Genomic DNA, 26731 nt, shown 5'->3' on the forward strand with positions numbered 1-26731 from the left:
GGGGTACTCTCCTTGCTAATCGATTAACGCTAAACGATTAACACCCGTTCCTGCACTCGTGCACTGTCGAAGGAGACACCGATGCCCCGTACGACCCGCCGCGCTCTGGGCGCCCTCGCCGCGTCTGCGGCCGCCGTCCTCGCCCTCAGCGCCTGCTCCTCCGCGACCGCGGGGGAGAGCTCCGACGGCGACGTCACCCTCAGCTACGCCATCTGGGACGAGAACCAGAAGCCCGCGATGGAGGACATCGCCGCGGCGTTCACGAAGGAGCACCCGAACGTCACGATCGACATCCAGGTCACCCCCTACAAGGAGTACTTCACCAAGCTGCAGACCGCCGCGACGGGTGGCTCGGCAGCCGACGTCTTCTGGATGAACGGCCCGAACTTCCAGCTGTACGCCTCGAACGGCCAGCTCGCCCCTCTCGACGACGGCGGGATCGACGCCGCGGACTACCCCGAGGGCCTGATCGACCTGTACACCTACGACGGCAAGCTCTACGGCGCCCCGAAGGACTTCGACACCGTGGCCCTCTGGTACAACAAGGCGCTGTTCGACGCCGCCGGGGTGGAGTACCCCTCGGCGGGGTGGACGTGGGATGACTTCACCGAGGCCGCCGCGAAGCTCACCGATCCCGCGAAGGGGCAGTTCGGCGTCGCGGCGAGCCAGTACGGCCAGGAGAACTTCTACAACTCGATCGCCCAGGCCGGTGGTGAGGTCATCTCCGCCGATGGCACGAAGAGCGGATACGGATCGCCCGAAGCGCTCGCCGGCATCGAGCTGTGGACCGACTTGATCGCCGCCGGCTCTTCGCCCACGGCACAGCAGATGACCGACACGAACCCCGAGGACTTCTTCCTCTCCGGCAAGGTCGCCATGTTCCAGAACGGGTCGTGGGCGGCCATCGCCTACGCGGACAACGCCGACATCGGCGGTGACGTCGACGTGGCACCGCTGCCCGCCGGCGCCGAAGGCAACCAGAGCGTGATCCACGGTGTCGGAAACGTCGCCAACGCGAAGAGCGCCCACCTCGCCGAGGCCAAGATGTTCGCCGAGTTCGCCTCCGGTGAGCAGGCCGCGAAGATCCAGGCCGAGACCGGCACCGTGATCCCGGCGTTCGAGGGCACGCAGCAGGCGTGGGTCGACGCGCTTCCCCAGTACGACCTGCAGGTCTACATCGACGCGCTCGAGAACGCCGTCCCGTACCCGGTGTCCAAGAACACCTCCGCCTGGACGAGCATCGAGAGCGAGGTGCTCTCCCAGGTGTGGTCGGGTGCGGTGACCTCGAAGGACGGCCTCCAGGATCTCGCCGCCCAGATGCAGGCGGCACTGGACGCCGAGCAGGACTGATCGTATGACCGTCCTCGCGCCGCGCGCGGTCGAGACGGCGGAGCGGATGCCGGAGCCGCAGGGCTCCGGCATCCGTCGCCGCCGTCGGAGTCCCGGAGCTTCGCCCTGGTGGGCGCTGGTCTTCCTCGGGCCGACCGCACTGGGCATCGCCGTGTTCTACCTGTGGCCGACCGTCCGGACCCTCATCATCTCGTTCACGAAGTCGGGCCCGTTCGGCGGGTCCGAGTGGGTGGGCATCGAGAACTACACGCGTCTGTTCCAGGATCCCGAGCTCATCGGGGCCCTCCGCAACACCGCGGTCTACACGGTCATCGCGCTCATCGGCATCCCTCTCGCGGTCGGGATCGCCGCCCTGCTGAACACCGCCGGGCTCAAGGGCCGCAGCGCCTACCGCACGCTGTACTTCATCCCCGTCGTCACGATGCCGGCCGCCATCGCGCTGGTCTGGCGCATGATCTACAACGGCGACTACGGGGTGCTCAACGCCGCTCTGGGTGCCGTCGGCATCGAGGGGCGCAGCTGGCTCACCGACCCGAACACCGCGTTGATCGCGATCGCCGTCGTCGGGATCTGGGCGGGGCTGGGCACCAACATCGTGATCTTCCTCGCCGGTCTCCAGGGCATCCCCGACACGATCATGGAGGCCGCCGACCTCGACGGCGCGGGTCCTGTGCGCAAGTTCTTCTCGATCACGATCCCGCTGCTGTCGCCGTCGATCTTCTTCGTCAGCGTGATCAGCGTGATCGGGGCGCTGCAGGTGTTCGACCTGATCTACATGATGCTCGGACGCAGCAACCCCGCGATGCCGAACACCCGCACCGTCGTCTATCTCTTCTACGAAGCGGGCTTCCTCGACAACGACCGCGGCTATGCGGCGGCCGTCGCCTTCCTCCTGCTCGTGATCATCCTGATCCTCACGATCGCGCAGTTCCGTCTGCAGAAGAAGTGGGTGCACTATGAGTGACGTCTCGCTCGACACGCGCGCCGTGGTCGGCGCTCCCGCGGGCCGCTCGGGCACGCGCGCCGGGAAGCCGAGGAATCGTGGCCTCTGGATCGTGCACCTCGTGCTCCTCCTCGGCGCCGTGCTGATGGTCTTCCCGTTCGTCTGGCAGCTGCTGACCTCGTTCAAGACGCTGTCGGACTCGGTGCAGGTGCCGCCGTCGTTCCTGCCGCGTGAATGGGTGTTCACGAACTTCGCCGAGGTCTTCGACTCGATGCCGTTCGGGCAGATGTTCCTGAACTCCGTGCTCCTCACGGTCGGGCGCACGGTCGGACAGGTGGTGCTGTGCACGATGGCGGGCTACGCGTTCGCACGTATCCCGTTCCCCGGGCGCAATGCCCTGTTCGTGGTGTTCCTCTCGGTGCTGATGGTGCCGTCGCAGCTCTACCTGCTGCCGCAGTACGAGATCATCCAGTCGCTGGGGTGGCTCAACACCCTGCAGGCGCTCATCGTGCCCGGCATCTTCAGCGCGTTCGGCACCTTCCTGATGCGGCAGTTCTTCATGTCGATGCCCGCCGAGCTCGAGGAGGCCGCGCGCATCGACGGCGCGAATCCGTGGCAGACCTTCTGGCGGATCATGGTTCCGCTCGCGAAGCCTGGCATCATCGCACTTGTGGTGTTCACCGTGCTGTGGTCCTGGAACGATCTGCTCTGGCCGTTGATCGTGACGACCGACCCCGCGAAGATGCCGCTGTCGGTCGGGCTCTCGCAGCTGGTCGGCATCCACGGCACGGACTACCCGGTGCTGATGGCGGGTGCGCTGCTGGCGACGCTCCCGATGCTGGTGACCTTCATGATCCTGCAGCGGCAGTTCATCCAGGGCATCGCGTTCAGCGGATCGAAGGGCTGAGACATGGCGAAGAGCGAGCACCAGGTGCCTCGGCGCCCGACACTGCGCATGGTGGCCGAACGGGCCGGGGTGTCGACCGCGACCGTGTCGTATGTGTTCTCCGGACGGGCGGGGGCGGCCTCGGGGGCCGGTGTCGCCGAGGCCACGGCCGCGCGGGTGCTGGCCGCGGCCGACGAGCTCAACTACCGGCCGAACAGCGCGGCGCGGGCGATCCGCACGGGGCGCAGCGGCATGGTGCAGCTCTCGTTGCACATGCTCAGCGACCCGTGGTCCCTTGCGGTGGCCGACGCGGTGAACGCCGAGGCGAACAAGCACGGACTCACCACGCTGATCCTCGCCGACGGCGACTGGCATGCCGCGCTCGACCGCGTCGAGAGCGACGTGGCCTATCTGGACGGCGTGGGACTCGACGAGTCGGCGCGGCAGAACCTCGCCGACCTCGTCCGGCGCGGGCAGCGTCTGGTGGTGTTCTCCGAGCACCTCGAACCCGAGGGATTCGACGTGATCCGCTCCGACGCGATCCCGGGATGCGAGATCGCGATGGATCATCTGCTGGAGCGGCACACCGCGATCGGATGCATCGCCGCCGAGGGAGCGGTGCGCCTCGCCGGTGAGCAGGTCACGCGCTACACGCCCTACGTCGAGAAGCTGGCGGCCGCCGGCATCGAGCCGGACCCGAACTGGACCGTGACGTACGCCGACACCCAGGCGAGCGCGTTCACGGCGGCGGTCGAGTTGCTCTCGGGTGAGAACCGGCCGCGGGCGGTGTACGCCACGACCGACTTCGCCGCGATCGCCACGATCAACGCCGCGCACATGCTCGGTCTGCGGGTGCCACACGACGTCGCGGTGGTGGGCGTCGGCAATACCCCGGACGCCCGCCTGATCGCGCCCACACTGACGACCGTCGGCCCGACCGACTTCTACGAGAGGCAGGCGCGCATCATCGTCGACCGCGCCCTCGAGACCGAACCCACCCCCGGGCGCCTGCACGACTTCGCATGGACGCTCTTCCCCGGCGGATCCACCGACCTCGACGCCCCCGCACCGCGGGCCCGTTGACCTCGGCATCCCGCACAGACTCATCACACAGAAGGACCATCGTGGATCTCCAGATCGGCATCATCGGCTTCGGCGCGCGCTCGACCCTCCAGGAAGAGGTGCATCGCCCCGGGCACGGATCACGCATCAGCGCCGTGTGCGACCTCGCTCTGCGCGCTCGCGAGGACGCCCGCGCCCTCGTCACGGATGCGCTCATCACCGATTCGCTCGATGAGCTCCTGGCCTCGGGCGTCGACGCCGTCATGGTGCTCACCCCCGACGACACGCACGCCGCCCTCAGCATCCGGGCACTCGAAGCCGGAGTGCCGGTGTTCTGCGAGAAGCCCCTCGCGATCGACCTCGCCGACGCCGACCGGATGCTCGAGACCGCGCGCCGCACCGGCACCGGGCTCTACATCGGCCACAACATGCGACACATGCCCGTGATCACCCTCATGCGCGGACTCATCCAGACCGGGCGCATCGGACAGGTCAAGGCCGTGTGGGTGCGGCACTTCGTCGGCCACGGCGGCGACTTCTACTTCAAGGACTGGCACGCCGACCGCCGCCGCACCACGGGACTGCTCCTGCAGAAGGGCGCGCACGACATCGACATCATCCACTGGCTCGCCGGCGCGTACACCGAGAGGGTCTCCGCGATGGGGGCGCTGAGCGTGTACGGCGAGATCACCGACCGGCGTGACCGGACGGGGGAGCGGATGCCGGACTGGTTCAGCATGGACAACTGGCCGCCGACCGCGCTCACCGGCCTGCACCCGGTGGTCGACGTCGAGGACATCTCGATGGTGAACATGCAGCTGGAGGGCGGGATCTTCGCGTCGTACCAGCAGTGCCACTTCACGCCCGACTACTGGCGCAACTACACCGTGATCGGCACCGAGGGGCGCATCGAGAACTTCGGCGACGTGGCCGGCAGCGAGGTCAAGCTGTGGAATCGGAGGCATGCGGGCGCGGCCGACGCCGACGAGACCTTCATCGTTCCCGAGGTCCCGGACGCGGGGCACGACGGCGCCGATGCGCTGCTCGTCGCCGAGTTCCTGCGGTTCGTGCGGCACGGTGGTCTGACGGCGACGTCACCGATCGCGGCGCGCGAGGCCGTCGCTGCCGGCATCCTCGCCACCGCGTCGCTGCGGGGTGACGGCTCCGCGATCGAGATCCCCCCGCTGGATCCCGACCTCGTCGCCTACTTCGAGCGGGGTCAGGTCGAGGCCGCGCTGGTATGAGCGCACCGCGGGTCGCCACGAGATCGGTCTCATCGAGCACCGATCGCGTGCGGCTCGCGCTCGAATCCCTCGCGTTGGTCGTGCTCCTCGCGGCGACCTGGGTCGTCGCGGGATACACGCTGGAGGGAGCCGGCGTCGGCGTGGTGTCTGCAGGGCGCACCGGCTTCGCGGCGCTCGGACTCCTGCTGCTCGCGCTGCTGTCGCGCCGGGGCGGAAGGCGATCCGCGCCGACGCACCCGCCCGTCTCCGCTCGCCGCTACACCTGGTGGCAGCTCGGGGTGCTCGCCTTCACCGGCGTCGCAGGCTACACGATGCTCTCGACCATCGCGATCGCGTTCGCCGGGCCCACCATCCCCAGCCTCATCCTCGCGCTGTCCCCCGTCGTCGTGCTTCTTCTGGAGAGCCTGCTGACGAGAGCTCGGGTTCGGCCCCTCGTACTGGTAGCGACCGTCATCGCCATCGCTGGTGCCGTGCTGTACATCGTTCCCCGCCTGCGCGGTGCCGCAGAGTCCGGCCTCGTCTGGGGGGTGCTGGCGGCCGTCGGCGCGATGCTCTCGATGGCCGTCTACGGGCTCTACTTCGCCCACGTCAATCGGGACTACCGCGGCCCGATGACCCCGCGCATCCTGCCCGTCTTCACCCTGGGGAGCATGCCGCTGGTGGTGTGGGCGGCCGCGGAGGTGAGCGGCGGCGGGCCGGTGGCGCTGGTCACGCTCATCGCCCTGTTGGTGCTGGGGTTGGGGATCTACGTGCCCGCCTACGTGGTGCAGCACCGCATCATTCTGACCGCGGGCCCCGCCTATGCTGCGCTTCTCGGCCTGGCCGTACCGCCGGTCGTCGGCGTCGCCTCTGCTGCCGTCGGTCTCTCCCCGCTGCCGGGGCCCATGCAGGCGGGGGGCATCGTCCTCACCCTCGCGGGCATGCTCGCCGTGATCCGCATGAAGTTCCATCCATCGAATGTTGCGGGATCAGAAAGGGGCCGGAACACGCGACGCCCGGTCCGTTTTTGATCCCGCACGGCCCGCTCCCAGCATCCTCACAATCCCGAAATGTACAAAAGTACATGTACGGATGTCCAAGGGGGCGGGATGAAGCATGGTGCGCGTCGGCGACGTGACCCTGAGGCGCGCCGCCGGGAGATCGTGACCGCCGCGGCGGAACTGATCGTCGAGGTGGGCGCCGAGGCCGTCACGCACCGTATGGTGGCCGCCCGCGCCGGCGTGCCCCTCGGTGCGACGACTCAGTACTTCGACACCCTCGACGACCTCCGTGCTGCGGCCTTCCGCGCGCTTGCCGAAGAGGTTGACGCGCGCCTCGACGGTGTCCGTCAGACCCTCGCCGAGCGCGGCGTCTCGCCGCACACGATCGCCACCCTGATCGCCGACAGCATGGAGGACGCGCACGCCGTCCAGGCCGACCGCGCGGTGGTGACCGCTGCCGTGCACGATCCGCGGCTGCGCGAACTCGCTCGCCACCTCTCCGACCGACTCGTGGAACTCCTCGAACCGACCTATGGTGAAGATCGGGCCCGTGCAGCGATGATCTTCATCGACGGCGTCATGTGGAACATGCAGATCCGCGACGACCGCCTGGCACAGCCCTTCATCGAGACCGCACTGGCGCGGATCCTCGGAGATTCCGTCTCCACTCCGACCGCAACGACAGCCACACCCTGACACCGAGGAAAACGCCTTGTCGAAACTCGCCATCCTGAGCCTCAAGAACCGTGCGCTCATCGCCCTCATCACCATCGTCGCGGCGGTGTTCGGCGGGCTCGCGCTCACGAACCTCAAGCAGGAGCTCATCCCTTCGCTCGAGCTGCCGGCGCTCGTCGTCATGACGACCTACCCCGGGGCCTCGCCCGAGGTGGTCGAGAATGACGTGTCGACGCCGGTCGAGTCGGCGATCCAGGGTGTCCCCGGGCTTGAGTCGACCACCGCGACCAGCACCACGAACGCCTCGATCGTCCAGGCGATGTTCGCCTACGGCACGAACCTCGCCACAGCCGAGCAGAAGATCCAGCAGGCGATCAACCGGATCTCGTCGCAACTGCCCGAAGACGTCAGCCCGCAGGTGCTGTCGGTGTCGATCGATGATTTCCCCGTGATCCAGGTCGCCGTCACCGGATTCGAGGATGCCGACAACGCCCAGGCCGAACTCGAATCCGTCGCGATCCCTGACCTCGAGGACGTCGACGGGGTCAACGCCGCGGAGATCGTCGGTGGCGTCGGACAGCGCATCAGCATCACCCCCGACACGGCGAAGCTCGCCGCCGCGGGTCAGAGCACACAGGCCATCAGCTCGGCGCTGCAGCAGAACGGCACCCTGTTCCCGGGCGGAGACATCACCGCCGACGGGCAGACGCTCACGGTGCAGACCGGAGCCAAGATCACCTCGGTCGACGAGATCGCGGCGCTGCCGCTGGTGGGCACCGATCTCACCATCGGCGACGTGGCCAGCGTCGTGCAGGAGTCCGACCCGGTCACCTCGATCTCGCGGGTCGACGGCAAGGATGCGCTGTCGATCTCGATCACGAAGCTGCCCGCCGCCAACACCGTCGAGGTGTCCAACGGCGTGATCGCAGCCCTCGACGAGATCGGCGAGGCCTTCCCCGACGCCGAGTTCACGATCATCTTCGACCAGGCGCCCTTCATCGTGCAGTCGATCGAGACGCTCGCGACGGAGGGTCTGCTCGGCCTCGTCTTCGCCGTGATCGTCATCCTGGTCTTCCTGCTCTCGATCCGCTCGACCCTCGTGACGGCGATCTCGATCCCGACCAGCGTGCTCATCACGTTCATCGGATTGCAGGCGTTCGGCTACTCGCTGAACGTGCTGACGCTCGGCGCGCTCACGATCGCGATCGGTCGAGTGGTCGACGACTCCATCGTGGTGATCGAGAACATCAAACGTCACTACGTCGGCGATGCCGACAAGGGCGATGCGATCCGTCTCGCCGTGCGCGAGGTCGCGATGGCGATCACCGCCTCGACGATCACGACCGTCGCCGTGTTCCTGCCGATCGTCTTCGTCGGCGACATGGTCGGCGAGCTGTTCCGACCGTTCGCGATGACGGTGACGATCGCGATGGTGGCCTCGCTCCTGGTCGCGCTCACCATCGTGCCCGTGCTCGCCTACTGGTTCCTGAAGCCCGGCAAGCCGCTGCTCGACGAGCATGGAACGCCGATCGACCCCGAGCACCCCGATGCTCCGCCGACGCAGCTCCAGCGCGTGTACCGGCCGATCCTCGCCTGGACGCTGAAGCACTCGGGTGTCACGGTCATCCTGGCTGTCGTGGTGCTCGGCGCCACGCTCGCCGCGGCACCGCTGATGAAGGTCAACTTCCTCGGAGACTCCGGGCAGAACACCATGACCATCACGCAGGACCTCGGTCCGTCGGCGAGCCTGCAGGCGAAGTCGGATGCGGCCGTCGCGGTCGAGGACGCCCTGCTCGACATCGACGGCATCGAGCACGTGCAGGCCTCGATCGGCACCAGCGGCTCGGCGCTCAGCGATGCCTTCTCGGGCGGAGCGGGTGTCACGTACTCGGTGTTGACCGACTCCGACGCGGACCAGGAGAAGCTCCGCGCCGATGTGCAGGACGCGATCGACGGACTCGGTGACGAGGTCGGCGATGTGGCCGTGTCCGCCTCCGCGGGATTCGGCTCGAGCGACATCGAGCTCACGGTCAGCGCACCGAACTCCGATGACCTGCAGACCGCGACCACGGCACTCGTCGACGAGCTCGAAGGCCGGGACGGAGTGGGTCAGGTCACCGACAACCTCGCCGCCTCGCTGCCGTACATCGCGGTCGTGGTCGATCGCGAAGCGGCCGCCCAGCGCGGGCTCTCCGAGGTCGCGGTCGGCTCGATCGTGTCGAACACCATGCGCCCGCAGCAGGCCGGTTCCGTCGAGATCGACGACACCGCGTTGACCGTCTACATCGTCACCCCCGAGCCGCCGACCACGGTCGAGGCGCTCAAGGAGCTGGCGATCCCGACGCCGCTTGGCGTGGTGCAGCTGCAGGACATCGCGACCGTCGAGCAGCGCAACGGCCCGACGTCGATCACGACCGAGCAGGGGCGTCGCACCTCGACGATCACGGTGCCGCCGGCATCCGACAACCTCGCCACCGCCACACAGTCGGTGAACGAGGCGCTCGCCGCGGTCGACCTGCCCGACGGTGCTTCCGCCGAGGTCGGTGGCGTGGCGTCGCAGCAGGCGGACTCGTTCTCGCAGCTGGGCCTCGCGATGCTCGCGGCGATCCTGATCGTCTACGTGGTGATGGTCGCGACCTTCAAGTCGCTGCGCCAGCCGCTGCTGCTGCTCGTCTCGGTGCCGTTCGCGGCGACCGGCGCGATCCTGCTGCAGATCGTCACGGGAGTGCCGCTCGGTGTCGCCTCGCTGATCGGTGTGCTGATGCTGATCGGCATCGTGGTGACGAATGCGATCGTGCTCGTCGACCTGGTGAACCAGTATCGGGAGAAGGGGCTGTCGACCGTCGAGGCGGTCAAGGCCGGCGGGGAGAAGCGTCTGCGTCCGATCCTCATGACCGCGCTCGCGACGATCCTCGCCCTCACCCCGATGGCGCTCGGCATCACCGGGCACGGCGGGTTCATCTCCCAGCCGCTGGCGATCGTCGTGATCGGCGGACTCCTGTCCTCGACCGTGCTGACACTGATCGTGCTGCCGACGCTCTACAACCTCGTCGAGGGTGCCAAGGAGCGGCGGGCGGCGCGCAAGGCGGGCGGGTCGGATGCCGGCGGGGCGCCCGAGCCGGATGCTCCGGTCGGGCCGGATGCGTCGGGCGCTGCGGCAGCTCCGGCCGGTTCGGTGCTGATCGACGCGTCTGGTCTGCCGCACGCACGGCAGCTCACCCGGCGCGAACTGCGCGACCGGGAGTAGTGGGTCCGTCCGTCGGGGGTTCCGGCGGACGGTCACAACTCACGCGCGTTCACAACTCCGCAGAAAGGCCCCGGATCCGCAGGCAGATGCGTGATCCGGGGCCTTTCGAGTCGATCCTTGAGGAGTTGTCAACGGCCCGACGCTGCGACGGGTCGGAACAGGTCAGCTGAACGTGATGCCCCAGTGCAGTGTCCAGGTCTCTTCCGGGGCGAGGCGGCGGATGCCGAGGCCGCTGTTGAGCGCATCGGCGGGCGCGGTCATCGGCTCGATCGCGACCGCGAGGCTCTGTCCGGGATAAGCGGGTGTGGTGTACACCTGCACGTAGTCGAAGCCCTCACCCTGCCACAGGGTCACGCGACGGCCGTCCGGTGCGGTGAGCGAGTGGCGTACCCGCCCGTCCGGGTCGCGCGTGAGATCGGTGAAGCCGGTGTCGAGGCTCACGTCTCCCAGGCGGACGCCATCCCGCAGCGCGGTATCCGCCGGACGCGTCCCGGTCGGCAGCATCCGCTCATCGGTCTCGAACGCGGTCTTCGCGGGGATCCTCAGCGTGAGGTCGTGCGGGTCGACATCACCGATCGTGACGAACGGATGCGTGCCCAGCGCGACCGGCGCCGGGGTGTCCGAGCGGTTGGTGAGGGCGTGCGCGACCTGGATGCCGTCGGAGGCGAGGGTGTAGGTCACCGCGGTCTCGATCAGATACGGATAGCCGGTCTGCGGCACGATGGTCGCTCGCAGCACAGCTTCGGTGTCGGTCTGCGACACCTCGTAGGAGGTGAAGCGCAGCAGTCCGTGGCTCGCATTGTTCAACTTCGGCTCGGTGATCGCGAGCGCTCGCGCGGTGCCGTCGTCATCCCAGCGTCCGTCGCGCACCCGGTTCGGCCACGGCACGAGCACCACACCGGAACACGCGGGAGTCGGCAGGTCGAGGGGATACGGCGGCACGAGATCGACACCGCCGATGCGCAGGGAGCGCAGGGACGCACCGACCTGGGCGATCTGCGCATCCACCTCGCCGCGTCGGAGGGTGATCTGGGCGCCGGTGGGGGAAGCGGTACTCACCTCGACATCGTACGGCCACGCCTGCGGCAGCACTCTCTCAGGTGCGTCCGGTAGTATCGGACGGTCGGCTTCGGACACCCGCGCGTTGGCGCGGACGTTTTCTGTGTATGAAGTGTGAGTCCAGGGGCCGATGGTGAGCGTCGCTCGACGCTAATCAACCATCACATGAATGGCCCCGGCCGCTGACAGTCCGGAACCCCGCTGATCGAGCCCGATCAGGCGCAGGGTGCTCGCGCGTGCGCGCGGCGCTGTTCTCGTGCGAGAACACAGGAAGACACCGCAATGCCGAAGAACAAGAAGCCCAAGGGCGGACGCCCGTCCGCGAACTTCGAGCCGCGCTACGGCGCGAAGAAGACCTCCTTCCACGATCGTCACAACGGTGGGCCCGCCCGTGACGGGGCGCGCACCGAGCGTGGTGGACGATCGGATGCCGGGGAGCGTCGCTCCGCGCCCGCCGCCGGTGGCTACGACCGGCGTCCCGGCAGCCGCAGCGCCGGCCACCGCGGCTACCGTCCGGCCGAGGCCGAGACGGGTGCGCCCAAGCAGCGCTGGAGCGCATCCGAGCGCGCGGGCCGCGATGAAGCCCGTGGCATCCGCAACCGCGCCGAGTCCGGGCGTCGCGAGGCCCCGCACCACCGCAACGAGCGCCCCCGCTTCGACGAGCGCTCCGACCGTCCGCGGTACAACGACCGGCCCAGCTCCGGCGGACGGTTCGACGACCGTCCGCGGCGTGACGACCGTGGCGGACAGCGCCCCACCGGTCCCGGAACCTACCGCGATGACCGCGGCGGTGACCGTCCGCGCCGTGACGACCGCGCAGGCACTCAGCGTCAGGGCTTCCGTGACAACGACCACCGCGACGGTGGGCGCCCTGGCCGCGACGACCGCCGCGGTGCCGAGCGTCCCCGGTACAACAGCGACCGTGGGGCCGAGCGTCCCCGGTATGACCGTGACGAGCGTCCGCGCCGTGACGACCGTGGTGCCGAGCGTTCCTATGACGCCGACCGCGCACGCCGTGCCTTCGACCGCGACCGCACGCAGCGTTCGTACGAGGGCGGCCGCGATGAGCGGTCACGTCCGTCGACCGGTGGGGCCTACCGCACCGAGCGTCCGCGCCCGCTGACCTCGGACACGCGGGGGCGTCCGGCGCGCAACGAGCGTCCGAGCCGCAACGACTGGAACGCCACCGGCCGCCCGGCCTCCACCGGAGCCAAGTTCGCGCCGGGTGACGACGTGGTGCATGAGCGCCTCGAGGCGAAGTCCGTCGCGGCGGTCGAGGTCGACGGTGTGACCTTCGGCGACCTCGGTCTCGGCTCGAACATCGTCGAGACCCTCGCCGGCATGGGGGCGGCCACGCCGTTCCCGATCCAGGCGGCCAGCATCCCCGCCGTGCTCGGCGGTCGCGACGTGCTCGCTCGCGGGCGCACCGGTTCGGGCAAGACCATCGCCTTCGGCGCCCCGCTCGTCGAGCGCGTGCTGCAGTCGCAGGCCGGCAAGCGCCGTGAGTTCGGACGGTCGCCGCGCGCGATCATCCTCGCGCCGACGCGCGAGCTCGCGCTGCAGATCGACCGTACGATCCAGCCCATCGCCCGCAGCGTCGGCCTGTTCACCACGCAGATCTACGGTGGTGTGCCGCAGGGCCGCCAGGTGGGCGCGCTCAAGAAGGGCGTCGACATCGTCATCGGCACGCCCGGTCGTATCGAAGACCTCATCAACCAGGGCAAGCTCGACCTCTCGGACTGCCGCATCGCGGTGCTCGACGAGGCCGACCACATGTGCGAGCTCGGCTTCGTCGAGCCCGTGCAGCGCATCCTGCGTCACACTGCGGACGGCAGCCAGAAGCTCCTGTTCTCGGCCACGCTCGACCGCGAGGTCGCGGCGCTCGTCGACGAGTTCCTCGTGGACCCCGCCGTGTACGAGGTCGCCGGGGAGGACCAGGACTCCAGCACGATCGAGCACCGGGTGCTGGTGATCGAGCACCGTGACAAGGCCGACATCCTCACGTCGCTCGTCGACCGCGAGGGCAAGACCCTCGTCTTCGCTCGCACCCGTGCCTACGCCGACATGCTGGCCGAGCAGTTCGACGACGCCGGCATCCCCGCGGTCTCGCTGCACGGTGACCTGAACCAGGCGAAGCGCACGCGCAACCTGGAGCGTCTGACCTCGGGCCGCGTGAACGTGCTCGTCGCGACGGACGTCGCCGCCCGCGGCATCCACGTCGACGACATCGACCTGGTCGTGCAGGCCGATGCCCCGGACGAGTACAAGACGTACCTGCACCGTTCGGGCCGTACCGGGCGAGCGGGTCGTTCGGGCCGCGTCGTGACGCTGATCACGCGTCAGCGCCAGCGTCGCATGACCGAGCTGCTCGACCGTGCCGAGATCGACGCGCCGTTCGAGAACGCGCGCCTCGACGACGACATCATCGAGGAGATCGCCGGCCGCGTGCCGACAGCGGCCGACCTGACTGCCTGAGTCGGGGCGGTCGCGAGCTGCGGCCGTTCACAACTCCGCAAAAGTCTGCCGAAAGGCCCTGGGAACACGGTTTCCGGGGCCTTTCGGCGTCATTCTTCCTGAGTTGTGAACGGCCGTGCGGCGAGAGCGAGGGCGGAGTCAGGCCAGCTCGTGCACGTGCACTGTCGAGGTGAGGTTCGTGCCGTTGAGGTCGAGGTAGAGGACGCCCTCGGTCACGGTCAGGGTCATCGTGTTCCGGCGCTCGATCAGGGTGGCCGCGGTGTCGATGAAGCCGGGGTCGAAGCTGTGGACGCGGAGGTCTTCTCGGCGGTGGATGCGCTTGTCCGCCCACGGTGCCATCACTTTGGCGGGGTCACGGTGGGTGTACACGACGGTGCGCTCGGCGAGTCTGCTGCCGTAGTGAAGTCGTTCAGCGTCGGGTGCACCGATCTCGACCCACGTGGTGATGAGGCCGGTGAGGTCGCGCACGAGAACGGCGGGCTCCTCGGTCGATGAGATGCTGCCGCCGAACGCGATGCCCTCCGCGAACTCGAGCCCGTAGGCGAGCACGCGGGTGAGCATATACGCGTCGGTCTCGGACGGATGCCGCGCCACGCGCAGGGAGTAGTCCTCGTAGACGCCGCGATCGGTGTCAGCGAGCTGCACCTCGAATGTGTGGACTGTGGAACCGATCGCCATGATCACCGAGCCTACGCGGCTGGGAGCGGGGCCCCGACCGCGACCCCGGCGAAGGCGATCAGCGCGAGGCGTCGACCTTCTCGGGAAGCCCGGCCCGCTGCTCGTCGCGGTCGCGGAGCAGCACCATGCCGATGAGTACCAAGGATGCCCCGAACGCCGCGGCTCCCAGCAGCGACAGAGTGGTGCCTCCGCCGAGCGGGAGGAGAGTTCCGACGACAGCGGCTGCCAGACCGCCGAGGAACAACAGGGCCACGAATCCACGGAACATGCGTCCACCGTAGCGCGGGTGCCTCCCTCAGAAGAGCATCGGCTGCGGCTCGGGTGCGGCCGTCCTGGCCGGTGACGGTGTGAACGTCGGGCGGTCGCGCCGGGGATAGTCGTCTTCATGACGGCCATCGAGCCCGTGCATCCGGATGAGGGGACGCGCGCGTTTGGCGAGCCACTGCCGGTACGGCTTCGGAGCCTCGACGGAGGCCCCCGGATAGAGGCCGCGATACGAGGAGACCAGGTCGGGCCGGTGAGTGTCGAGCCACTGCAAGAACCACGGCTTCACGCCCGGTCGCAGGTGCAGGGCGCCGTAGACGACCCTGCGAGCCCCGGCCTCCTTGATGCGCAGGAGCGCGTTGTCGATCGCCTCGAGTGAGTCGGTCATATGCGGCATGATCGGCATCAGGAAGACGGTGACGCGGAAACCGGCATCCGTCAGTGCACGCACCGTGTCGAGACGGGCCTGCGTGGTCGGGGTGCCGGGTTCGATCGCCTTCTGCAACTCATCGTCGTACATCGCGATGGACATCTGCACGTCGACGGGCACCCGCTCAGCGGCCTTCACGAGCAGGGGGATGTCGCGGCGGATCAACGTGCCTTTGGTGAGGATCGACATCGGCGTACCCGAGGCGGCGAGCGTCTCGATGATGCCCGGCATGAGCTTGTATCGCCCTTCGGCGCGCTGATACGGATCGGTGTTGGTGCCCAGGGCCACGGTCTCGTGCTCCCAGCTCCCCTTGCGCAACTCCTTCTCGAGCACCTCCACCACGTTGACCTTGACGACGATCTGCGAGTCGAAGTCGGAGCCGCCGTCCAGGTCGAGATACTCGTGCGTGCCGCGGGCGAAGCAGTAGACGCAGGCATGACTGCATCCGCGGTAGGGGTTGATCGTCCAGGCGAAGGGCATCCGGGAGGCACCGGGCACGTGGTTCAGGGCCGACTTCGACAGCACCTCGTGAAACGTCATGCCCGCGAACTCGGGAGTCGTCACCGTGCGCAGCACGTTGCTGCGATCTTCCATCCCCGGCAGCGCTGAGGCATCCACCTCTCCGAGCTTCTGTCCCTGCCACCGCATTCCTCTATTCGAACAGAATAACGAATGCGATGCAAGAGACTCTGAGACTTATCTTCGAATGAGACAATGGGGTAATGCCCGTTCTGCCGCACGCTCAGCATGCGGCGCCGCGGTCCCCGATCCGGGGTCCTGCACTGCCGATCGGGGTGGCGGTGACCGCGATCGGCGTGCTGCTGTCCCTCGGGTCCCTGCCGTCGGCGTCATCGGACGCTGTCCCCATGCCGGAGCCGGTCGCGGTGCTGCAGGTGCCGACCGTGCAGGTGGGGGCGACGACGGCCGCCGACCCGTGTGCGGACCCGGCCGTGCAGCAGGCGGTCGCCGACGGTGACGATGTGGCCACGATCGCGGGCTTCGGGGGTGGACGGGCTTTTCGCGATGCGGTCGTCGCGGGCAACGCTCCCTGCGTCTCGCTCACCGACCCGGCACGTCTCTGGGTCGTGGTGAACAAGTCGCTTCCGCTGGATCCACCCGAGTACGAGCCCTCGGATCTCGCCTCCGTGCCGCTGCAGATGACGACGCCATCCGGTCGGGTGCGCACCGAGGTGGCCGCTGCCGTCGGCGCGATGGCGGATGCGGCGGTCGAGGCAGGGGTCGGCCGCATCGGCGCGAACAACGGCTACCGCTCGTACGGACTGCAGGTGTCGACGTACGACTCGCACGTGCGTGCGCAGGGTCAGCAGGGCGCGGATGCGGGGTCGGCCCGCCCCGGGCACAGCGAGCATCAGACGGGTCTGGCCATCGACGTGGTGGCCTGCGGTTCCGGCTGCGGGGGCCTGGACGGGTTCGGCGGGACGGCGCAGAGCGACTGGGTCGCCGCGCACGCCTGGGAGTACGGGTTCATCGTCCGATACGAACAGGTCGGCACGCCGGTGACCGGTTATGCGCCGGAGCCCTGGCATCTCCGCTACGTCGGCGTCGACCTCGCGGCGGCGTATCACGACGGCGGATATCACACGCTGGAGGAGTTCTTCGGGCTCCCGGCGGCCCCCGATTACGGGCACTGAATCGACGCGATCCGCGGTCGTTGCGGCATCCGACAACGGCGATACCCAGTGTCACGATATATGGGATGCATTCTCACAACGTGCTGTATCACCCGCCTGCGGGGACGTAGAATCTCCGGAGCAACGATGCATGAGACGTTCAGGAGGACGGCATGGAACGCGACATCTACGACGAGGATCACGAGGCATTCCGAGACCTGGTCAAGGACTTCGTCAAGCGCCACGTGACGGGCGAAGCGATCGAGCGGTGGGATGCCGCGGGGGAGATCGACCGGGCCACGATGCTGGCTGCCGGCGAGGCGGGTCTGATCGGATTGTCGGTCCCCGAGGAGTTCGGCGGCGCCGGGATGCTGCAGGACTACCGTTTCCGCACGATCGTCATGGAAGAGGTCATCGCCGCCGGTGCGGGTTCGCTGGCAGGGGCCTTCGGCATCCAGGACGACCTGGCCGTGCCCTACCTCGTGCACATGGGGACCCAGGAGCAGAAGGAGAAGTGGCTGCCGCGCATGGCCACGGGCGAAGTGCTCGGTGCGCTCGCCATGACCGATCCCGGAGCGGGTTCGGATCTGCGCGGCATCAAGACCAACGCCAAGAAGGTCGACGGCGGCTACATCCTCAACGGCGCGAAGACGTTCATCTCCTCGGGCACCACGGCCGACGTCGTCGTGACCTTCGTGAAGACCGGCGAGGGCAACCGTCCCGACGCGTTCAGTCTGCTGCTCGTGGAGAAGGGCATGGAGGGCTTCGACCAGGGGAAGAAGCTCAGCAAGATGGGCTTCCACGGCTGGGACACGGCCGAGCTCAGCTTCACCGACGTGTTCATCCCTGAAGAGAACCTCATCAGCGGCAAGGAGGGCCAGGGCTTCATCCAGCTGATGCTCAACCTCCCGCTCGAGCGTCTCTCGATCGGTGTCGCGGCCGCCGCCGCTGCGCAGGCCGCCCTCGACTGGACCGTCGCCTACACGAAGGACCGCGAGGCATTCGGCGAGCGCATCGCCGACTTCCAGAACACCCGCTTCCGCCTCGCCGACATGTCGGCCACCACCGACGCGATGTGGGCGTACATCGACCGCGCGCTGCTCGCCTACAAGGACGGCACGCTCACCGCCGAGGACGCCGCCAAGGTCAAGTTCTGGGCGACCGAGCGCGAGTGGGAGGTGCTCGACACGGGCGTGCAGCTGCACGGCGGGTACGGCTACATCATGGAGTACCCGATCGCCCGCGCCTTCACGGATGCTCGGGTGCACCGCATCTACGGCGGCACGAACGAGATCATGCGCGATCTCGTCGGCCGCCAGATCGCCGGCAAGCGCTGACACCTTCCCGCGCGAGATCAAAAACGCACCTCTGGAATGCTCCGGGGGTGCGTTTTTGATCCCGCACGCGCGGTCGGGCCGTGCGAAGCGGGGTGACTTGTATCGACGGTCGGGCGGGAATGGGCGGTAGCGCGCGCCGCATCCGGCGTGGGTGCGGGGAAGCAGGCGGCGCGAATTCCTGATCAGAGCGCATATCTTCGCAGTGATGAAGCTCGTGGATCATTCTCTTGACTTGTCTCTTCATGGGATACATGTCCTGCACCATGATCGATACATGTCGGATACGAGATGTCCGACTCGGGGAACGACGAAGTCCCCGTACCCGCTCATCGAAGAGGCCGGAATGTCCACGCTCACCATGCCGCTGCTCGACCGTACGTCGACCGCCCCGATCTGGTTCCAGATCATGCGCGCCATCGAGGGCGAGATCGCGCAGGGGACCTGGGCGCCGGGTGACCGGCTGCCGAGCGAGAGCGCGTTGCGCGACCACTTCTCCGCATCTCGCACGTCCGTTCGCGATGCCCTGTCCCGGCTCGAAAGCGCAGGCATCATCTCCCGTCAGCAGGGCAAGGGCGCATTCGTCGAGCGGGCGCAAGGTCCCTCGGCGTGGACCCTGCCCTCGGCGCCGAGCCTCCTCGGCGAGTACAGCGAGGACGGACGCAGCGCACTGAGCTCCGAGATCCTCCGCGCCGGCATCGAACCCCTCCCGTCCTGGGCGGCGGCGGTCGTCGGCCGTGACTCGCCCGACGGTATGGGATTCGTGCTCGAACGCGTGCGCGCCGTGGGAGCCCGGACCGCCGTGCACGTGATCAACTACCTGCCGTCGCGCTTCGCCGGAGTGCTGCCCGATCTCCGCGACCCGCGCGCGAGTCTCTACGCCGCGATCCGGAACGTGGCAGGGGTCCGCATCGCTCGCATGCACCGCACGATCGAAGCCGTCGCCGCGGACCGAGCGTTGGCGAGTCTGCTCGAGGTCGAGCCGGGGCATCCGATCGTCGTGGTCGAAGCCGTCGCCTACGACCAGGCCGGACAGCCCATCGACTTCTCCCGCGCTTCGGTGCGGACCGACCGCCTGCGCGTCAGCGTCGACACCGGGTTCGACGCCGCAGGCATCTCCACCGAGACCGCATCCGGCCGCTATCCGACCGTCCTGCGCTGACCCCGCACACCCATCGAATTCCCCCGGGAGCCCTGCACATGAGCGAACACCGCATCCTCGTCATCGGCGACAGCTACATGACCGCCGAGATCTTCACCCGCGCGTTCGCGCAGCGGGGCATCGACGTCGACGAGGCGACGATGGCGATCACGACGCCGACGTGGGACACGTCTTCGATCCGGGAGTACGAGGGCGACCCGGCGGAGGTCGCACGCCTCGGACGCGGCTACGACATCATCGCCTTCCATGCGGCACCGGTCACCGCTGAGGTGCTCGCTGCACTCCCTGACCTGCGTCTGATCGGCTGCGCTCGCGGAGGACCCGTCAACGTCGATGTCGATGCCGCGCGTGAGCGAGGGGTGCGGGTCACCACGACGCCGGGGAAGAACGCGGATGCCGTGGCCGACCTCACCATCGGCTTCCTGATCTCCCTGGTGCGCAACGTGCCGGCGTCTTTGCGTGACGTCGACGAGCGGGTGGCCGATGGACGCCCGCTCGCCGAGTCGACCTTCGAGGGTGCGCGGTGGTTCGGCCGCGAGGTCAAGGGCCTCCGGCTGGGACTGATCGGCTACGGGAACGTCGCGCGGCTCGTCGCCGCCCGCGCCCGGGCCCTCGGGGCGACCATCACCGCCTACGATCCCTTCGTCGATCCGGATTCGGTGACGGATGCCACGATCGTCTCCGATCTCGACGCGCTGCTCGCTTCCAGCGACGTCGTCAGTGTGCACGCCCGGGCCACGGCCGAGAACCGCCACATGATCGGTGCCGCGCAGCTCGCCCGGATGCCCGAAGGATCGTTCCTCATCAACACAGCCCGGGAGTCCCTCGTCGATGAGGGGGCTCTCCTGGACGCCTTGCGCAGCGGCCGACTCTCCGGTGCCGCGCTCGACGTCAACGAGCCGGACGGGCCCTGGCGCGAGCTCGTCGCCGAGCCCTCTCTCATCCTCACCCCGCACCTCGCCGGGGCCACGAACGAGACCCTCGCCCGCGGCGCCGACATGCTCGCCGCCGAGGTCGAGAGCTTCCTGACGGACGGGAGCCTCCGATGGGAACGATGACCGATGTCTTCCTCGCGATCGATGCGGGCACGGGTTCGGCACGGGCGCTCGCCTTCGACATCGAAGGGCGCCTCGTCGCGCGCGCCGCTCGTGAATGGACGCACACGGCCGTGCCCGGCCACCCCGGCGGCACCGTCTTCGACACGGAAGGCGGATGGAACGCCATCGCGGACGCCGTCGCCGAGGTGGTCGCGCGGCTCGGCGATCGACGCGTCGCCGCCGTCGCTGCGTCGAGCATGCGGGAAGGGTTCGTGCTCTACGACGCCGAGGGACGCGAGCTCTGGGCCTGCCCGAACACCGACGGTCGGGCACGGATCGAGGCCGATGAACTGGTCGCCGAAGGCGTCGCCGACGAGGTGTATCGCACCGCAGGCGACTGGGTGTCGATCACCGCGCCCGCCCGGTTGCGCTGGATCGCCCGGCACCAGCCCGACCTGTTCGCGCAGGCCCAGCATCTCGGCATGCTGAGCGACTGGGTCACGACGCGCCTGACGGGAGAGTTCGTGACGGAGCCGACCAGCGGCTCGAGCTCGGCGCTGTTCGATCTCCGCGCGCGGAACTGGTCCGACGATTTGGCAGGCCTGGTCGGGGTGAACCGTCGCATCCTTCCTCCCGTCGTCGAGTGCGGAGACGTCGTCGGTGCGGTCACGCCCGCCGCCGCTGCCGCGACCGGACTCGCCGTCGGGACCCCGGTCGTCGCGGGAGGCGCTGACACCCAGCTCGCCCTGCACGGCATCGCCGCCAGGGAGGGGGTGCCGACCATCGTCGCCGGAACCTTCTGGCAGACGACCGCCGTCGTGTCCGAACCGCTCATCGATCCGGAGCGTCGACTGCGCACGCTCTGCCATGTCGAGCGCGGCAGCTGGATGGTCGAGGGCATCGGCTTCCTCTCCGGGCTCGCCATGCGGTGGTTCCGCGATGCGATGTGCCCCGATGCCGCAGATCTCGGTCGAGCAGCCGGTACGTCGGCGTTCGCGGTGATGGAGGGCTGGGCCGCCGAGGTGCCCGCGGGCGCGAACGGGGTGGTCGCGACCATGGCGAACGTCATGCAGGCGGATGCCTGGCATCATGCGGCGCCCGCCTTCGTGGGCTTCGACATCAACGACGCCGCGCACTCGTCACGGGGCGCGTTCATCCGGGCGATCGAGGAATCGGCCGCCATCGTCGCGAACGCCCACCTCGGCATCCTCGCCTCGCTCACCGGCGGTCGAGCCCTCGCCGAGGGAACCGTGACCTTCACCGGTGGTTCGAGCGCCGGTGCGCTCTGGCCGCGCGTGATCGCGGGGGTCACCGGACTCGACACCCGGGTGACCCCGGCGCCGGAGGCCACCTCCTACGGGGCGGCACGTCTGGCGGCGCGCGGAGTGGGTGCGGACCTGCCCCCGATGGGTGACCCCGATCGTGTCGAGCACGTCGACCCGCAAGAGCACGAGCGGTATCGCGCCGTGACCGAGCGCTGGCATCGCGTCTACCGGGATGTGCTCTCGATCTCGGGGCCCGACCTGCATCCGCTCTTCACCCCTCCCGGGGCCGCCCGCGCCCCTCACGACCTTCCTCCCACCCGACTCTCGCACGCCGGCCACGCCGGCTGACGACCACCAGAAGGAGACACCATGGCAGACCTCGAAGGCAACGCCGCAGCGAAGAAGTTCCACGTCGAGACGCCGGCCGCCCGGTTCACCCAGAACATCCGCGGCGCGGCGAACCTCGACTGGGGCATGCAGAACCGCCTCTCGCGCATCCTCGACCCCCAGACCGGACGCACGGTCATGCTGGCGTTCGATCACGGGTACTTCCAGGGGCCGACATCCGGCCTCGAGCGCATCGACCTCAACATCGCACCGCTCGCCGAACACGCCGATGCCGTCATGTGCACCCGCGGCGCCCTGCGCACCTCCGTGCCACCCGCGACCCGGGCCGGGCTCGTGCTGCGAGCCTCGGGCGGGCCGTCGATCCTCAAGGACCTCTCCGACGAGTACACGGCGATGGCGATGGCGGATGCCGTGCGCATCAACGCCGATGCCGTGGCCGTGCAGGTCTTCGTCGGAGGCGAGCACGAGAGCCGCAGCATCCGCAATCTGACCACGCTCGTCGACGACGGATACGTGGCCGGTGTGCCCGTGCTCGGTGTGACCGCGGTCGGCAAGGAGCTGGTGCGCGACGCCCGCTACCTGGGCCTCGCCACCCGCATCATCGCCGAGCTGGGAGCGCAGCTCGTCAAGACCTACTACTGCGAGGAGGGGTTCGAGGACGTCGTCGCCGCTTGCCCGGTCCCGGTGATCATGGCGGGCGGGAAGAAGCTGCCCGAGCTCGAAGCCCTCACGATGGCCTCGAACGCGGTGCGTGCGGGGGCCGCCGGTGTCGACATGGGGCGCAACATCTTCCAGAGCGCCGACCCCGCGGCCATGATGCTCGCCGTCCGTGCCGTCGTCCATGACGACGTCGATCCCGTGGATGCCCACGAGCTGTTCCGCGAGGCGACCGAGACACGGGTGCCCGCATGAGCGCCGAGGTGCTGCGGGCCGCGGAGGCCGACCTGCGCTTCGGCGACTGGGGGCCCGGCTACCTGGCACAGGACGAGGACGCCGCCTTCGGCGTGGTCGTGCTCCGTCCGGGAGACGTGTTCGCCAACCATCTTCACGAACACCACACCGAGTCGTTCGTGGTTCTCGAAGGACGTGCGGAGATCTGGCTCGACCGCCGCACCCGTCGCGTCGTCGAAGCCGGAGACGTGCTGCGGGCCGCACCGCACGAGGAGCACCTCGTGCGGAACCCGTTCGACGAGGTCTTCCGCGCCGTGTTCGTGAAGACGCCGTGGGTCGACGGCGACAAGGTCGATCGACCCTGGACCCCTGCCGCACCACCGACCGTCTGACTTTTCCTCCCCCACCCGAAGAACATCGAAAGGACAGCACCATGAGTGTGCAAAGACGCTCCTCATCATCCGCTCGCCTCACTCGGCGCGCTCTGCCCGTCATCGCTCTGGCATCCACGCTGGGTCTCGTTCTCGCCGGATGCGCCGGCGACTCCGGCGGCTCCTCCGGCGACGGCGGCGACAAGACCCTCAAGGTCCTGATCGCCGCCCCGCAGGAAGGCGCGGGCAAGATCCTCGAGGCCGACTTCGAGGCTGAGACCGGCGTCGAGATCGAGGTCGAGGTCGTGCCCTACGACCAGATCCAGACCAAGGCGATCCTGGACGCCCAGTCCGGGACGAACAACTACGACGTCATCCAGTACTGGTACACGTCGGTCGGCGCGCTCGCCGATGCCGGTGCGCTCGCCGACATCACCGATTGGGTCGATTCTGACGAGGACATCGATTCCTCCGACTTCATCGAGGCGATCTTCGGACCGTACACGCAGTACGAGGGCGCGACCTACGGGCTGCCGATCGACGGTGACACGCACGTGCTGTTCTACAACAAGGCGATCTTCGAACGGAACGGCGTCGAGGTCCCGACCACGTGGGACGAGTACGTCGAGGTCTCGAAGAAGATCACGGATGCCGAGAAGGCGAACGGCGTGTACGGCAATGCGCTGCTCGGCTCCAAGAGCGCCTTCAACATCGGCTCGACGTTCTTCAACCGTCTCGCCACGATGTCGCCCGATCCGATCGACCCGCAGATGCCGCAGCTCGACACGGAGTACGCGGTCGCGGCCGCACAGTCGATGCTCGATGCGGCGCCGTCGGCGTTGCCCAGTCCGCTGGAGATCGGCTTCGAGCAGGCCCTCCCGCAGTTCCTCTCCGGATCCGTCGGCATGATCGAGTTCTGGACCGATCTGGGCGTCTTCGCGCAGGACCCCGAGCAGTCGAAGATCGTCGACGGCTGGGGCGTCGCGCCCCTTCCCGTCGGGCCGGAGGGCAAGGTCTCCGGAGCCCTGAACGCGGGGTGGGCGATGGGCATCAGCCCCAATGCCGCCGACGAGGACCTGGCCAAGCAGTTCGTGGCTTTCGCGTCGTCGAAGGAGACCAACGAGAAGCTCATCACCACGACGGGCTCCGGCGTCGACCCGACCCGCACCTCCACTCTGGAGAGCGCGAAGTACATCGAGTTCGCCCCTGAAGTGTCGGCCGTCGCGGCGCAGGTGCTTCCCAACGCGCAGTCGTGGCCGACCTCGCCGCAGGCGCCGGAGATGATCCAGTCGTTGAGCGACAACCTGGCGCTCATGCTGCAGGGCGGCCTGACCGCCGAACAGGCGATGCAGCAGACCTGGGACTCCTGGCAGTCCTTGGCCGACTGACCCCTCGTCGAACCCGGAAAGGACCGCTCATGTCGCAGCCCGTCGCAAGCCGTCGCGTCGCCCGGCGCGGGTCGTGGACGGGGCGCGCCCTGCTCGCGCCCGCCGTCATCGCGATCGTGATCATCGCGATCTACCCGCTCGCGTACATCATCGCTGCCTCCTTCTCGGAGTCGTCGTTGGGGCGGCCGTTCTCGGAATGGGTCGGGTTCGACAACTTCGCCGCGATGCTGGGGGACGGGGTCACCATCCCGTCCCTCGGCAGGTCGCTCCTGTTCGCCATCCCGTCCGCGGTCATCGCGCTCGTCGCGGGTCTCGCGGTGGCACTCTCGCTCGATGCGGCCGTCAAGGGCGGTCGAATCATCCGGGTGCTCCTGCTGCTCCCGCTGATGACACCGCCCGTCATGGCGGGCGTCATCTGGAAGCTCATGCTCGCGCCCACCGGTGGCCTGCTGAACAACATCGGGCAGTCGTTCGCACCCGGGTCGGATCCGTTCCTGTTCCTCGGGTCGAGCCCTGCCGCGATGATCTCCGTCATCTTCGTGGATGCGTGGCAGTGGACGCCGTTCTGCGTCCTCCTGGTCTTCGCGGCGCTGCAGACGCTCCCGACGGAGGTCTACGAGGCATCGCAGGTCGACGGCGCCGGTGTGTGGCAGACGTTCTGGCGCATCACCTTCCCCCTGGTGCTTCCGAGCCTGATCACGGTGCTGCTGCTGAAGCTCGTGGTCTCCTTCAAGGTGTTCGACCTCGTCTTCATCATGACCAGCGGCGGACCGGGCTTCGACACCACCGTCAGCAGCTTCGAGATCTACCGCACCGGCCTGCAGACGTTCGACGTGGGAGCGGCCGCGGCTCAGACCATCGCCTTCCTCGTGCTCGTCACCATCGTCATCCTGCCGCTCAACGCCGTGCGGCAGCGCCTGCACAAGGAGAGCTGATCATGTCCCTCACGCTCCGCGTCCCCGCCCGCACCGAGGAGAGCGCGACGCAAACCCTCGTCGTCCCCGACGCGCGTCGTCGTCGTCGCCCGAAGGTCCGCACCTCGAGCACGTCGCGTCCGGGGCGTCCGTCCGTCGTGGTCACCGCCGTCAAGTGGGTCGTGATCGTCGTCTCGATCGCTCTGGCCCTGCTGCCCGTGCTCTACATGGTCGGAATGTCCTTCAAGAGCCCGGACGACATCCTGTCGACGCGAATCCTCCCCTCTCGCCTCGCGGTCGAGAACTGGGTCGCCGCGTTCGAGAACTGGCCGATCCTCACGTACCTCCGCAACTCGTTCGGCGCCGCGATCGTGGCGGTCCTGGTGGCGCTCCTGGTCTCGATCCCCACGAACTACGCGATGGCTCGACTCCGCGTCGGAGGGAAGCAGGCCCTCGGGCTCATCGTCTCGGCCTACGTCGCTCCGCCGGTCGTGGCGATCATCCCGCTCTTCGTGCTGGTGCGCTCTGCGGGACTGATGGACTCCGTGCTGGGCCTCGGCATCGTCGAGGGACTGTTGCTCACGCCGGTGGCCGTCTGGTTGCTCGACGGTTTCTTCCGAGCTATCCCCTTCGAGGTCGACGAGGCGGCTCAGATCGATGGCTGTGGCCCGCTCCGCGCACTCTGGTCCGTCATCCTGCCGCTCACCGCACCGGGGATCGTCGCCGTCTCGATCATCGTCTTCATCCTCGCGTACAACGACTTCCTGATCCCGCTGCTGCTGACCCAGAGCATCGACTCCCAGACGCTTCCGGTCGGGATCGCCCTGATGCAGGGCGGCCGTGAGGTGATGTTCGGGCAGATGGCCGCGGCGAGCCTGTCCGGCCTGATCCCGATCTACCTGTTGGCGCTGTTCCTGCAGAAGTGGCTCGTGGGCGGTCTCACTCAGGGCAGCGTGAAGTAACTCGCCCCATCGCCCGGTCGCCGTGTCGCCCCGTCGCCGCGTCGCCGCGTCACCGCGTCACCGTGTGTGCGGGATCAAAAACGCACCTCTGGAATGCTCCGGGGGTGCGTTTTTGATCCCGCACGCGCGGGCGGA

The 26731-nt window shown here is 68.5% G+C and carries 23 protein-coding genes; 19 read left to right on the forward strand and 4 right to left on the reverse strand.

Going from position 1 to position 26731, the window contains the following annotated elements:
• Window positions 1-81 precede the first annotated feature (81 nt).
• The 8 genes from E0W80_RS16050 (at window position 82) to E0W80_RS16085 (ending at window position 10387) form a co-directional block, all read left to right on the forward strand.
• Window positions 82-1350, forward strand: coding sequence for a sugar ABC transporter substrate-binding protein (locus E0W80_RS16050; protein ID WP_131494004.1), 1269 nt, complete (start codon window positions 82-84; stop codon window positions 1348-1350).
• Window positions 1351-1354: 4 nt separating this feature from the next.
• Entirely contained in the window at window positions 1355-2314 is a 960-nt protein-coding gene (locus E0W80_RS16055; protein WP_131494005.1) for a sugar ABC transporter permease, read from the forward strand.
• Window positions 2307-3200 (forward strand): carbohydrate ABC transporter permease, encoded by an 894-nt coding sequence (locus tag E0W80_RS16060; protein WP_194239336.1) that lies wholly within the window; start codon window positions 2307-2309, stop codon window positions 3198-3200. Before E0W80_RS16055 ends, E0W80_RS16060 begins: the two co-directional genes overlap by 8 nt.
• A gap of 3 nt (window positions 3201-3203) precedes the next feature.
• Window positions 3204-4262: a LacI family DNA-binding transcriptional regulator gene (locus E0W80_RS16065; protein ID WP_131494007.1), complete on the forward strand. Its 1059-nt coding sequence runs from the start codon at window positions 3204-3206 to the stop codon at window positions 4260-4262.
• 41 nt (window positions 4263-4303) lie between these two features.
• The gene (locus E0W80_RS16070; RefSeq protein WP_205802383.1) at window positions 4304-5485 is read left to right on the forward strand and encodes a Gfo/Idh/MocA family oxidoreductase; all 1182 of its coding nucleotides are present in this window, start codon (window positions 4304-4306) and stop codon (window positions 5483-5485) included.
• Window positions 5482-6495: a DMT family transporter gene (locus E0W80_RS16075; protein WP_131494009.1), complete on the forward strand. Its 1014-nt coding sequence runs from the start codon at window positions 5482-5484 to the stop codon at window positions 6493-6495. The genes E0W80_RS16070 and E0W80_RS16075 overlap by 4 nt, the downstream gene beginning before the upstream one ends.
• A gap of 78 nt (window positions 6496-6573) precedes the next feature.
• Window positions 6574-7161: a TetR family transcriptional regulator gene (locus E0W80_RS16080; RefSeq protein WP_131494011.1), complete on the forward strand. Its 588-nt coding sequence runs from the start codon at window positions 6574-6576 to the stop codon at window positions 7159-7161.
• 16 nt (window positions 7162-7177) lie between these two features.
• Window positions 7178-10387, forward strand: a complete 3210-nt coding sequence (locus E0W80_RS16085; RefSeq protein ID WP_131494012.1) for an efflux RND transporter permease subunit — start codon at window positions 7178-7180, stop codon at window positions 10385-10387.
• Window positions 10388-10549: 162 nt separating this feature from the next.
• Here E0W80_RS16085 and E0W80_RS16090 read toward each other — a convergent pair whose 3' ends face one another.
• On the reverse strand, window positions 10550-11446 hold the full coding sequence (locus E0W80_RS16090) for an aldose 1-epimerase family protein (protein ID WP_131494014.1): 897 nt from the start codon (window positions 11444-11446) through the stop codon (window positions 10550-10552).
• Window positions 11447-11728: 282 nt separating this feature from the next.
• Between E0W80_RS16090 and E0W80_RS16095 the strand changes: the two genes are divergently transcribed.
• Complete coding sequence (locus tag E0W80_RS16095) at window positions 11729-13921, forward strand: DEAD/DEAH box helicase (protein WP_131494016.1); 2193 nt, start codon at window positions 11729-11731, stop codon at window positions 13919-13921.
• Between the two features lie 138 nt (window positions 13922-14059).
• On the opposite strand, the gene E0W80_RS16100 is transcribed toward E0W80_RS16095, so the two are convergent.
• From E0W80_RS16100 to E0W80_RS16110, 3 genes are read right to left on the reverse strand one after another with little or no spacing between them, the layout of a single operon-like run.
• Window positions 14060-14599: a YaeQ family protein gene (locus tag E0W80_RS16100; RefSeq protein WP_047522390.1), complete on the reverse strand. Its 540-nt coding sequence runs from the start codon at window positions 14597-14599 to the stop codon at window positions 14060-14062.
• A 58-nt stretch (window positions 14600-14657) separates the two neighbouring features.
• Complete coding sequence (locus tag E0W80_RS16105; protein ID WP_131494018.1) at window positions 14658-14867, reverse strand: hypothetical protein; 210 nt, start codon at window positions 14865-14867, stop codon at window positions 14658-14660.
• Window positions 14868-14894: 27 nt separating this feature from the next.
• The gene (locus E0W80_RS16110; RefSeq protein WP_131494020.1) at window positions 14895-15941 is read right to left on the reverse strand and encodes an Rv2578c family radical SAM protein; all 1047 of its coding nucleotides are present in this window, start codon (window positions 15939-15941) and stop codon (window positions 14895-14897) included.
• A 74-nt stretch (window positions 15942-16015) separates the two neighbouring features.
• Between E0W80_RS16110 and E0W80_RS16115 the strand changes: the two genes are divergently transcribed.
• The 10 genes from E0W80_RS16115 to E0W80_RS16160 all read left to right on the forward strand — a co-directional run bounded on the left by E0W80_RS16115 (window position 16016) and on the right by E0W80_RS16160 (window position 26596).
• On the forward strand, window positions 16016-16945 hold the full coding sequence (locus E0W80_RS16115; protein WP_131494022.1) for a M15 family metallopeptidase: 930 nt from the start codon (window positions 16016-16018) through the stop codon (window positions 16943-16945).
• 152 nt (window positions 16946-17097) lie between these two features.
• Entirely contained in the window at window positions 17098-18261 is a 1164-nt protein-coding gene (locus tag E0W80_RS16120; protein WP_047522398.1) for an acyl-CoA dehydrogenase family protein, read from the forward strand.
• 343 nt (window positions 18262-18604) lie between these two features.
• On the forward strand, window positions 18605-19420 hold the full coding sequence (locus tag E0W80_RS16125) for a GntR family transcriptional regulator (protein ID WP_047522400.1): 816 nt from the start codon (window positions 18605-18607) through the stop codon (window positions 19418-19420).
• 38 nt (window positions 19421-19458) lie between these two features.
• Window positions 19459-20478: an NAD(P)-dependent oxidoreductase gene (locus E0W80_RS16130; RefSeq protein ID WP_131494025.1), complete on the forward strand. Its 1020-nt coding sequence runs from the start codon at window positions 19459-19461 to the stop codon at window positions 20476-20478.
• Entirely contained in the window at window positions 20475-22070 is a 1596-nt protein-coding gene (locus E0W80_RS16135) for an FGGY family carbohydrate kinase (protein WP_165875493.1), read from the forward strand. Before E0W80_RS16130 ends, E0W80_RS16135 begins: the two co-directional genes overlap by 4 nt.
• Window positions 22071-22091: 21 nt before the next feature.
• Entirely contained in the window at window positions 22092-22982 is an 891-nt protein-coding gene (gene lsrF, locus E0W80_RS16140; protein WP_131494029.1) for a 3-hydroxy-5-phosphonooxypentane-2,4-dione thiolase, read from the forward strand.
• Window positions 22979-23353, forward strand: a complete 375-nt coding sequence (locus E0W80_RS16145; protein ID WP_131494031.1) for a cupin domain-containing protein — start codon at window positions 22979-22981, stop codon at window positions 23351-23353. Before lsrF ends, E0W80_RS16145 begins: the two co-directional genes overlap by 4 nt.
• 41 nt (window positions 23354-23394) lie before the next feature.
• Window positions 23395-24720: an extracellular solute-binding protein gene (locus tag E0W80_RS16150; protein ID WP_131494032.1), complete on the forward strand. Its 1326-nt coding sequence runs from the start codon at window positions 23395-23397 to the stop codon at window positions 24718-24720.
• A gap of 29 nt (window positions 24721-24749) precedes the next feature.
• Window positions 24750-25655 carry a sugar ABC transporter permease gene (locus E0W80_RS16155; RefSeq protein ID WP_131494034.1) on the forward strand — a complete coding sequence of 302 codons (906 nt, stop codon included), beginning with the start codon at window positions 24750-24752 and terminating at the stop codon, window positions 25653-25655.
• Window positions 25656-25657: 2 nt separating this feature from the next.
• Window positions 25658-26596, forward strand: a complete 939-nt coding sequence (locus E0W80_RS16160) for a carbohydrate ABC transporter permease (RefSeq protein WP_131494036.1) — start codon at window positions 25658-25660, stop codon at window positions 26594-26596.
• The last annotated feature ends 135 nt before the right edge of the window (window positions 26597-26731 follow it).

The organism is Microbacterium sp. PI-1 (assembly GCF_004337555.1).
Taxonomy (GTDB): Bacteria; Actinomycetota; Actinomycetes; order Actinomycetales; family Microbacteriaceae; genus Microbacterium; species Microbacterium aurugineum.

Excerpts from the sequence above, each read along its gene's own strand:
- E0W80_RS16060 (WP_194239336.1), top strand. The coding sequence starts at position 2,307 with ATGAGTGACGTCTCGCTCGACACGCGCGCCGTGGTCGGCGCTCCCGCG.
- E0W80_RS16110 (WP_131494020.1), bottom strand. The coding sequence starts at position 15,941 with ATGCGGTGGCAGGGACAGAAGCTCGGAGAGGTGGATGCCTCAGCGCTG.
- E0W80_RS16120 (WP_047522398.1), top strand. The coding sequence starts at position 17,098 with ATGGAACGCGACATCTACGACGAGGATCACGAGGCATTCCGAGACCTG.
- E0W80_RS16135 (WP_165875493.1), top strand. The coding sequence starts at position 20,475 with ATGACCGATGTCTTCCTCGCGATCGATGCGGGCACGGGTTCGGCACGG.
- E0W80_RS16055 (WP_131494005.1), top strand. The coding sequence starts at position 1,355 with ATGACCGTCCTCGCGCCGCGCGCGGTCGAGACGGCGGAGCGGATGCCG.
- E0W80_RS16125 (WP_047522400.1), top strand. The coding sequence starts at position 18,605 with ATGTCCACGCTCACCATGCCGCTGCTCGACCGTACGTCGACCGCCCCG.
- E0W80_RS16075 (WP_131494009.1), top strand. The coding sequence starts at position 5,482 with ATGAGCGCACCGCGGGTCGCCACGAGATCGGTCTCATCGAGCACCGAT.
- E0W80_RS16160 (WP_131494036.1), top strand. The coding sequence starts at position 25,658 with ATGTCCCTCACGCTCCGCGTCCCCGCCCGCACCGAGGAGAGCGCGACG.
- lsrF (WP_131494029.1), top strand. The coding sequence starts at position 22,092 with ATGGCAGACCTCGAAGGCAACGCCGCAGCGAAGAAGTTCCACGTCGAG.
- E0W80_RS16050 (WP_131494004.1), top strand. The coding sequence starts at position 82 with ATGCCCCGTACGACCCGCCGCGCTCTGGGCGCCCTCGCCGCGTCTGCG.
- E0W80_RS16065 (WP_131494007.1), top strand. The coding sequence starts at position 3,204 with ATGGCGAAGAGCGAGCACCAGGTGCCTCGGCGCCCGACACTGCGCATG.
- E0W80_RS16115 (WP_131494022.1), top strand. The coding sequence starts at position 16,016 with ATGCCCGTTCTGCCGCACGCTCAGCATGCGGCGCCGCGGTCCCCGATC.
- E0W80_RS16130 (WP_131494025.1), top strand. The coding sequence starts at position 19,459 with ATGAGCGAACACCGCATCCTCGTCATCGGCGACAGCTACATGACCGCC.
- E0W80_RS16095 (WP_131494016.1), top strand. The coding sequence starts at position 11,729 with ATGCCGAAGAACAAGAAGCCCAAGGGCGGACGCCCGTCCGCGAACTTC.
- E0W80_RS16155 (WP_131494034.1), top strand. The coding sequence starts at position 24,750 with ATGTCGCAGCCCGTCGCAAGCCGTCGCGTCGCCCGGCGCGGGTCGTGG.
- E0W80_RS16100 (WP_047522390.1), bottom strand. The coding sequence starts at position 14,599 with ATGGCGATCGGTTCCACAGTCCACACATTCGAGGTGCAGCTCGCTGAC.
- E0W80_RS16080 (WP_131494011.1), top strand. The coding sequence starts at position 6,574 with ATGAAGCATGGTGCGCGTCGGCGACGTGACCCTGAGGCGCGCCGCCGG.
- E0W80_RS16150 (WP_131494032.1), top strand. The coding sequence starts at position 23,395 with ATGAGTGTGCAAAGACGCTCCTCATCATCCGCTCGCCTCACTCGGCGC.
- E0W80_RS16145 (WP_131494031.1), top strand. The coding sequence starts at position 22,979 with ATGAGCGCCGAGGTGCTGCGGGCCGCGGAGGCCGACCTGCGCTTCGGC.
- E0W80_RS16105 (WP_131494018.1), bottom strand. The coding sequence starts at position 14,867 with ATGTTCCGTGGATTCGTGGCCCTGTTGTTCCTCGGCGGTCTGGCAGCC.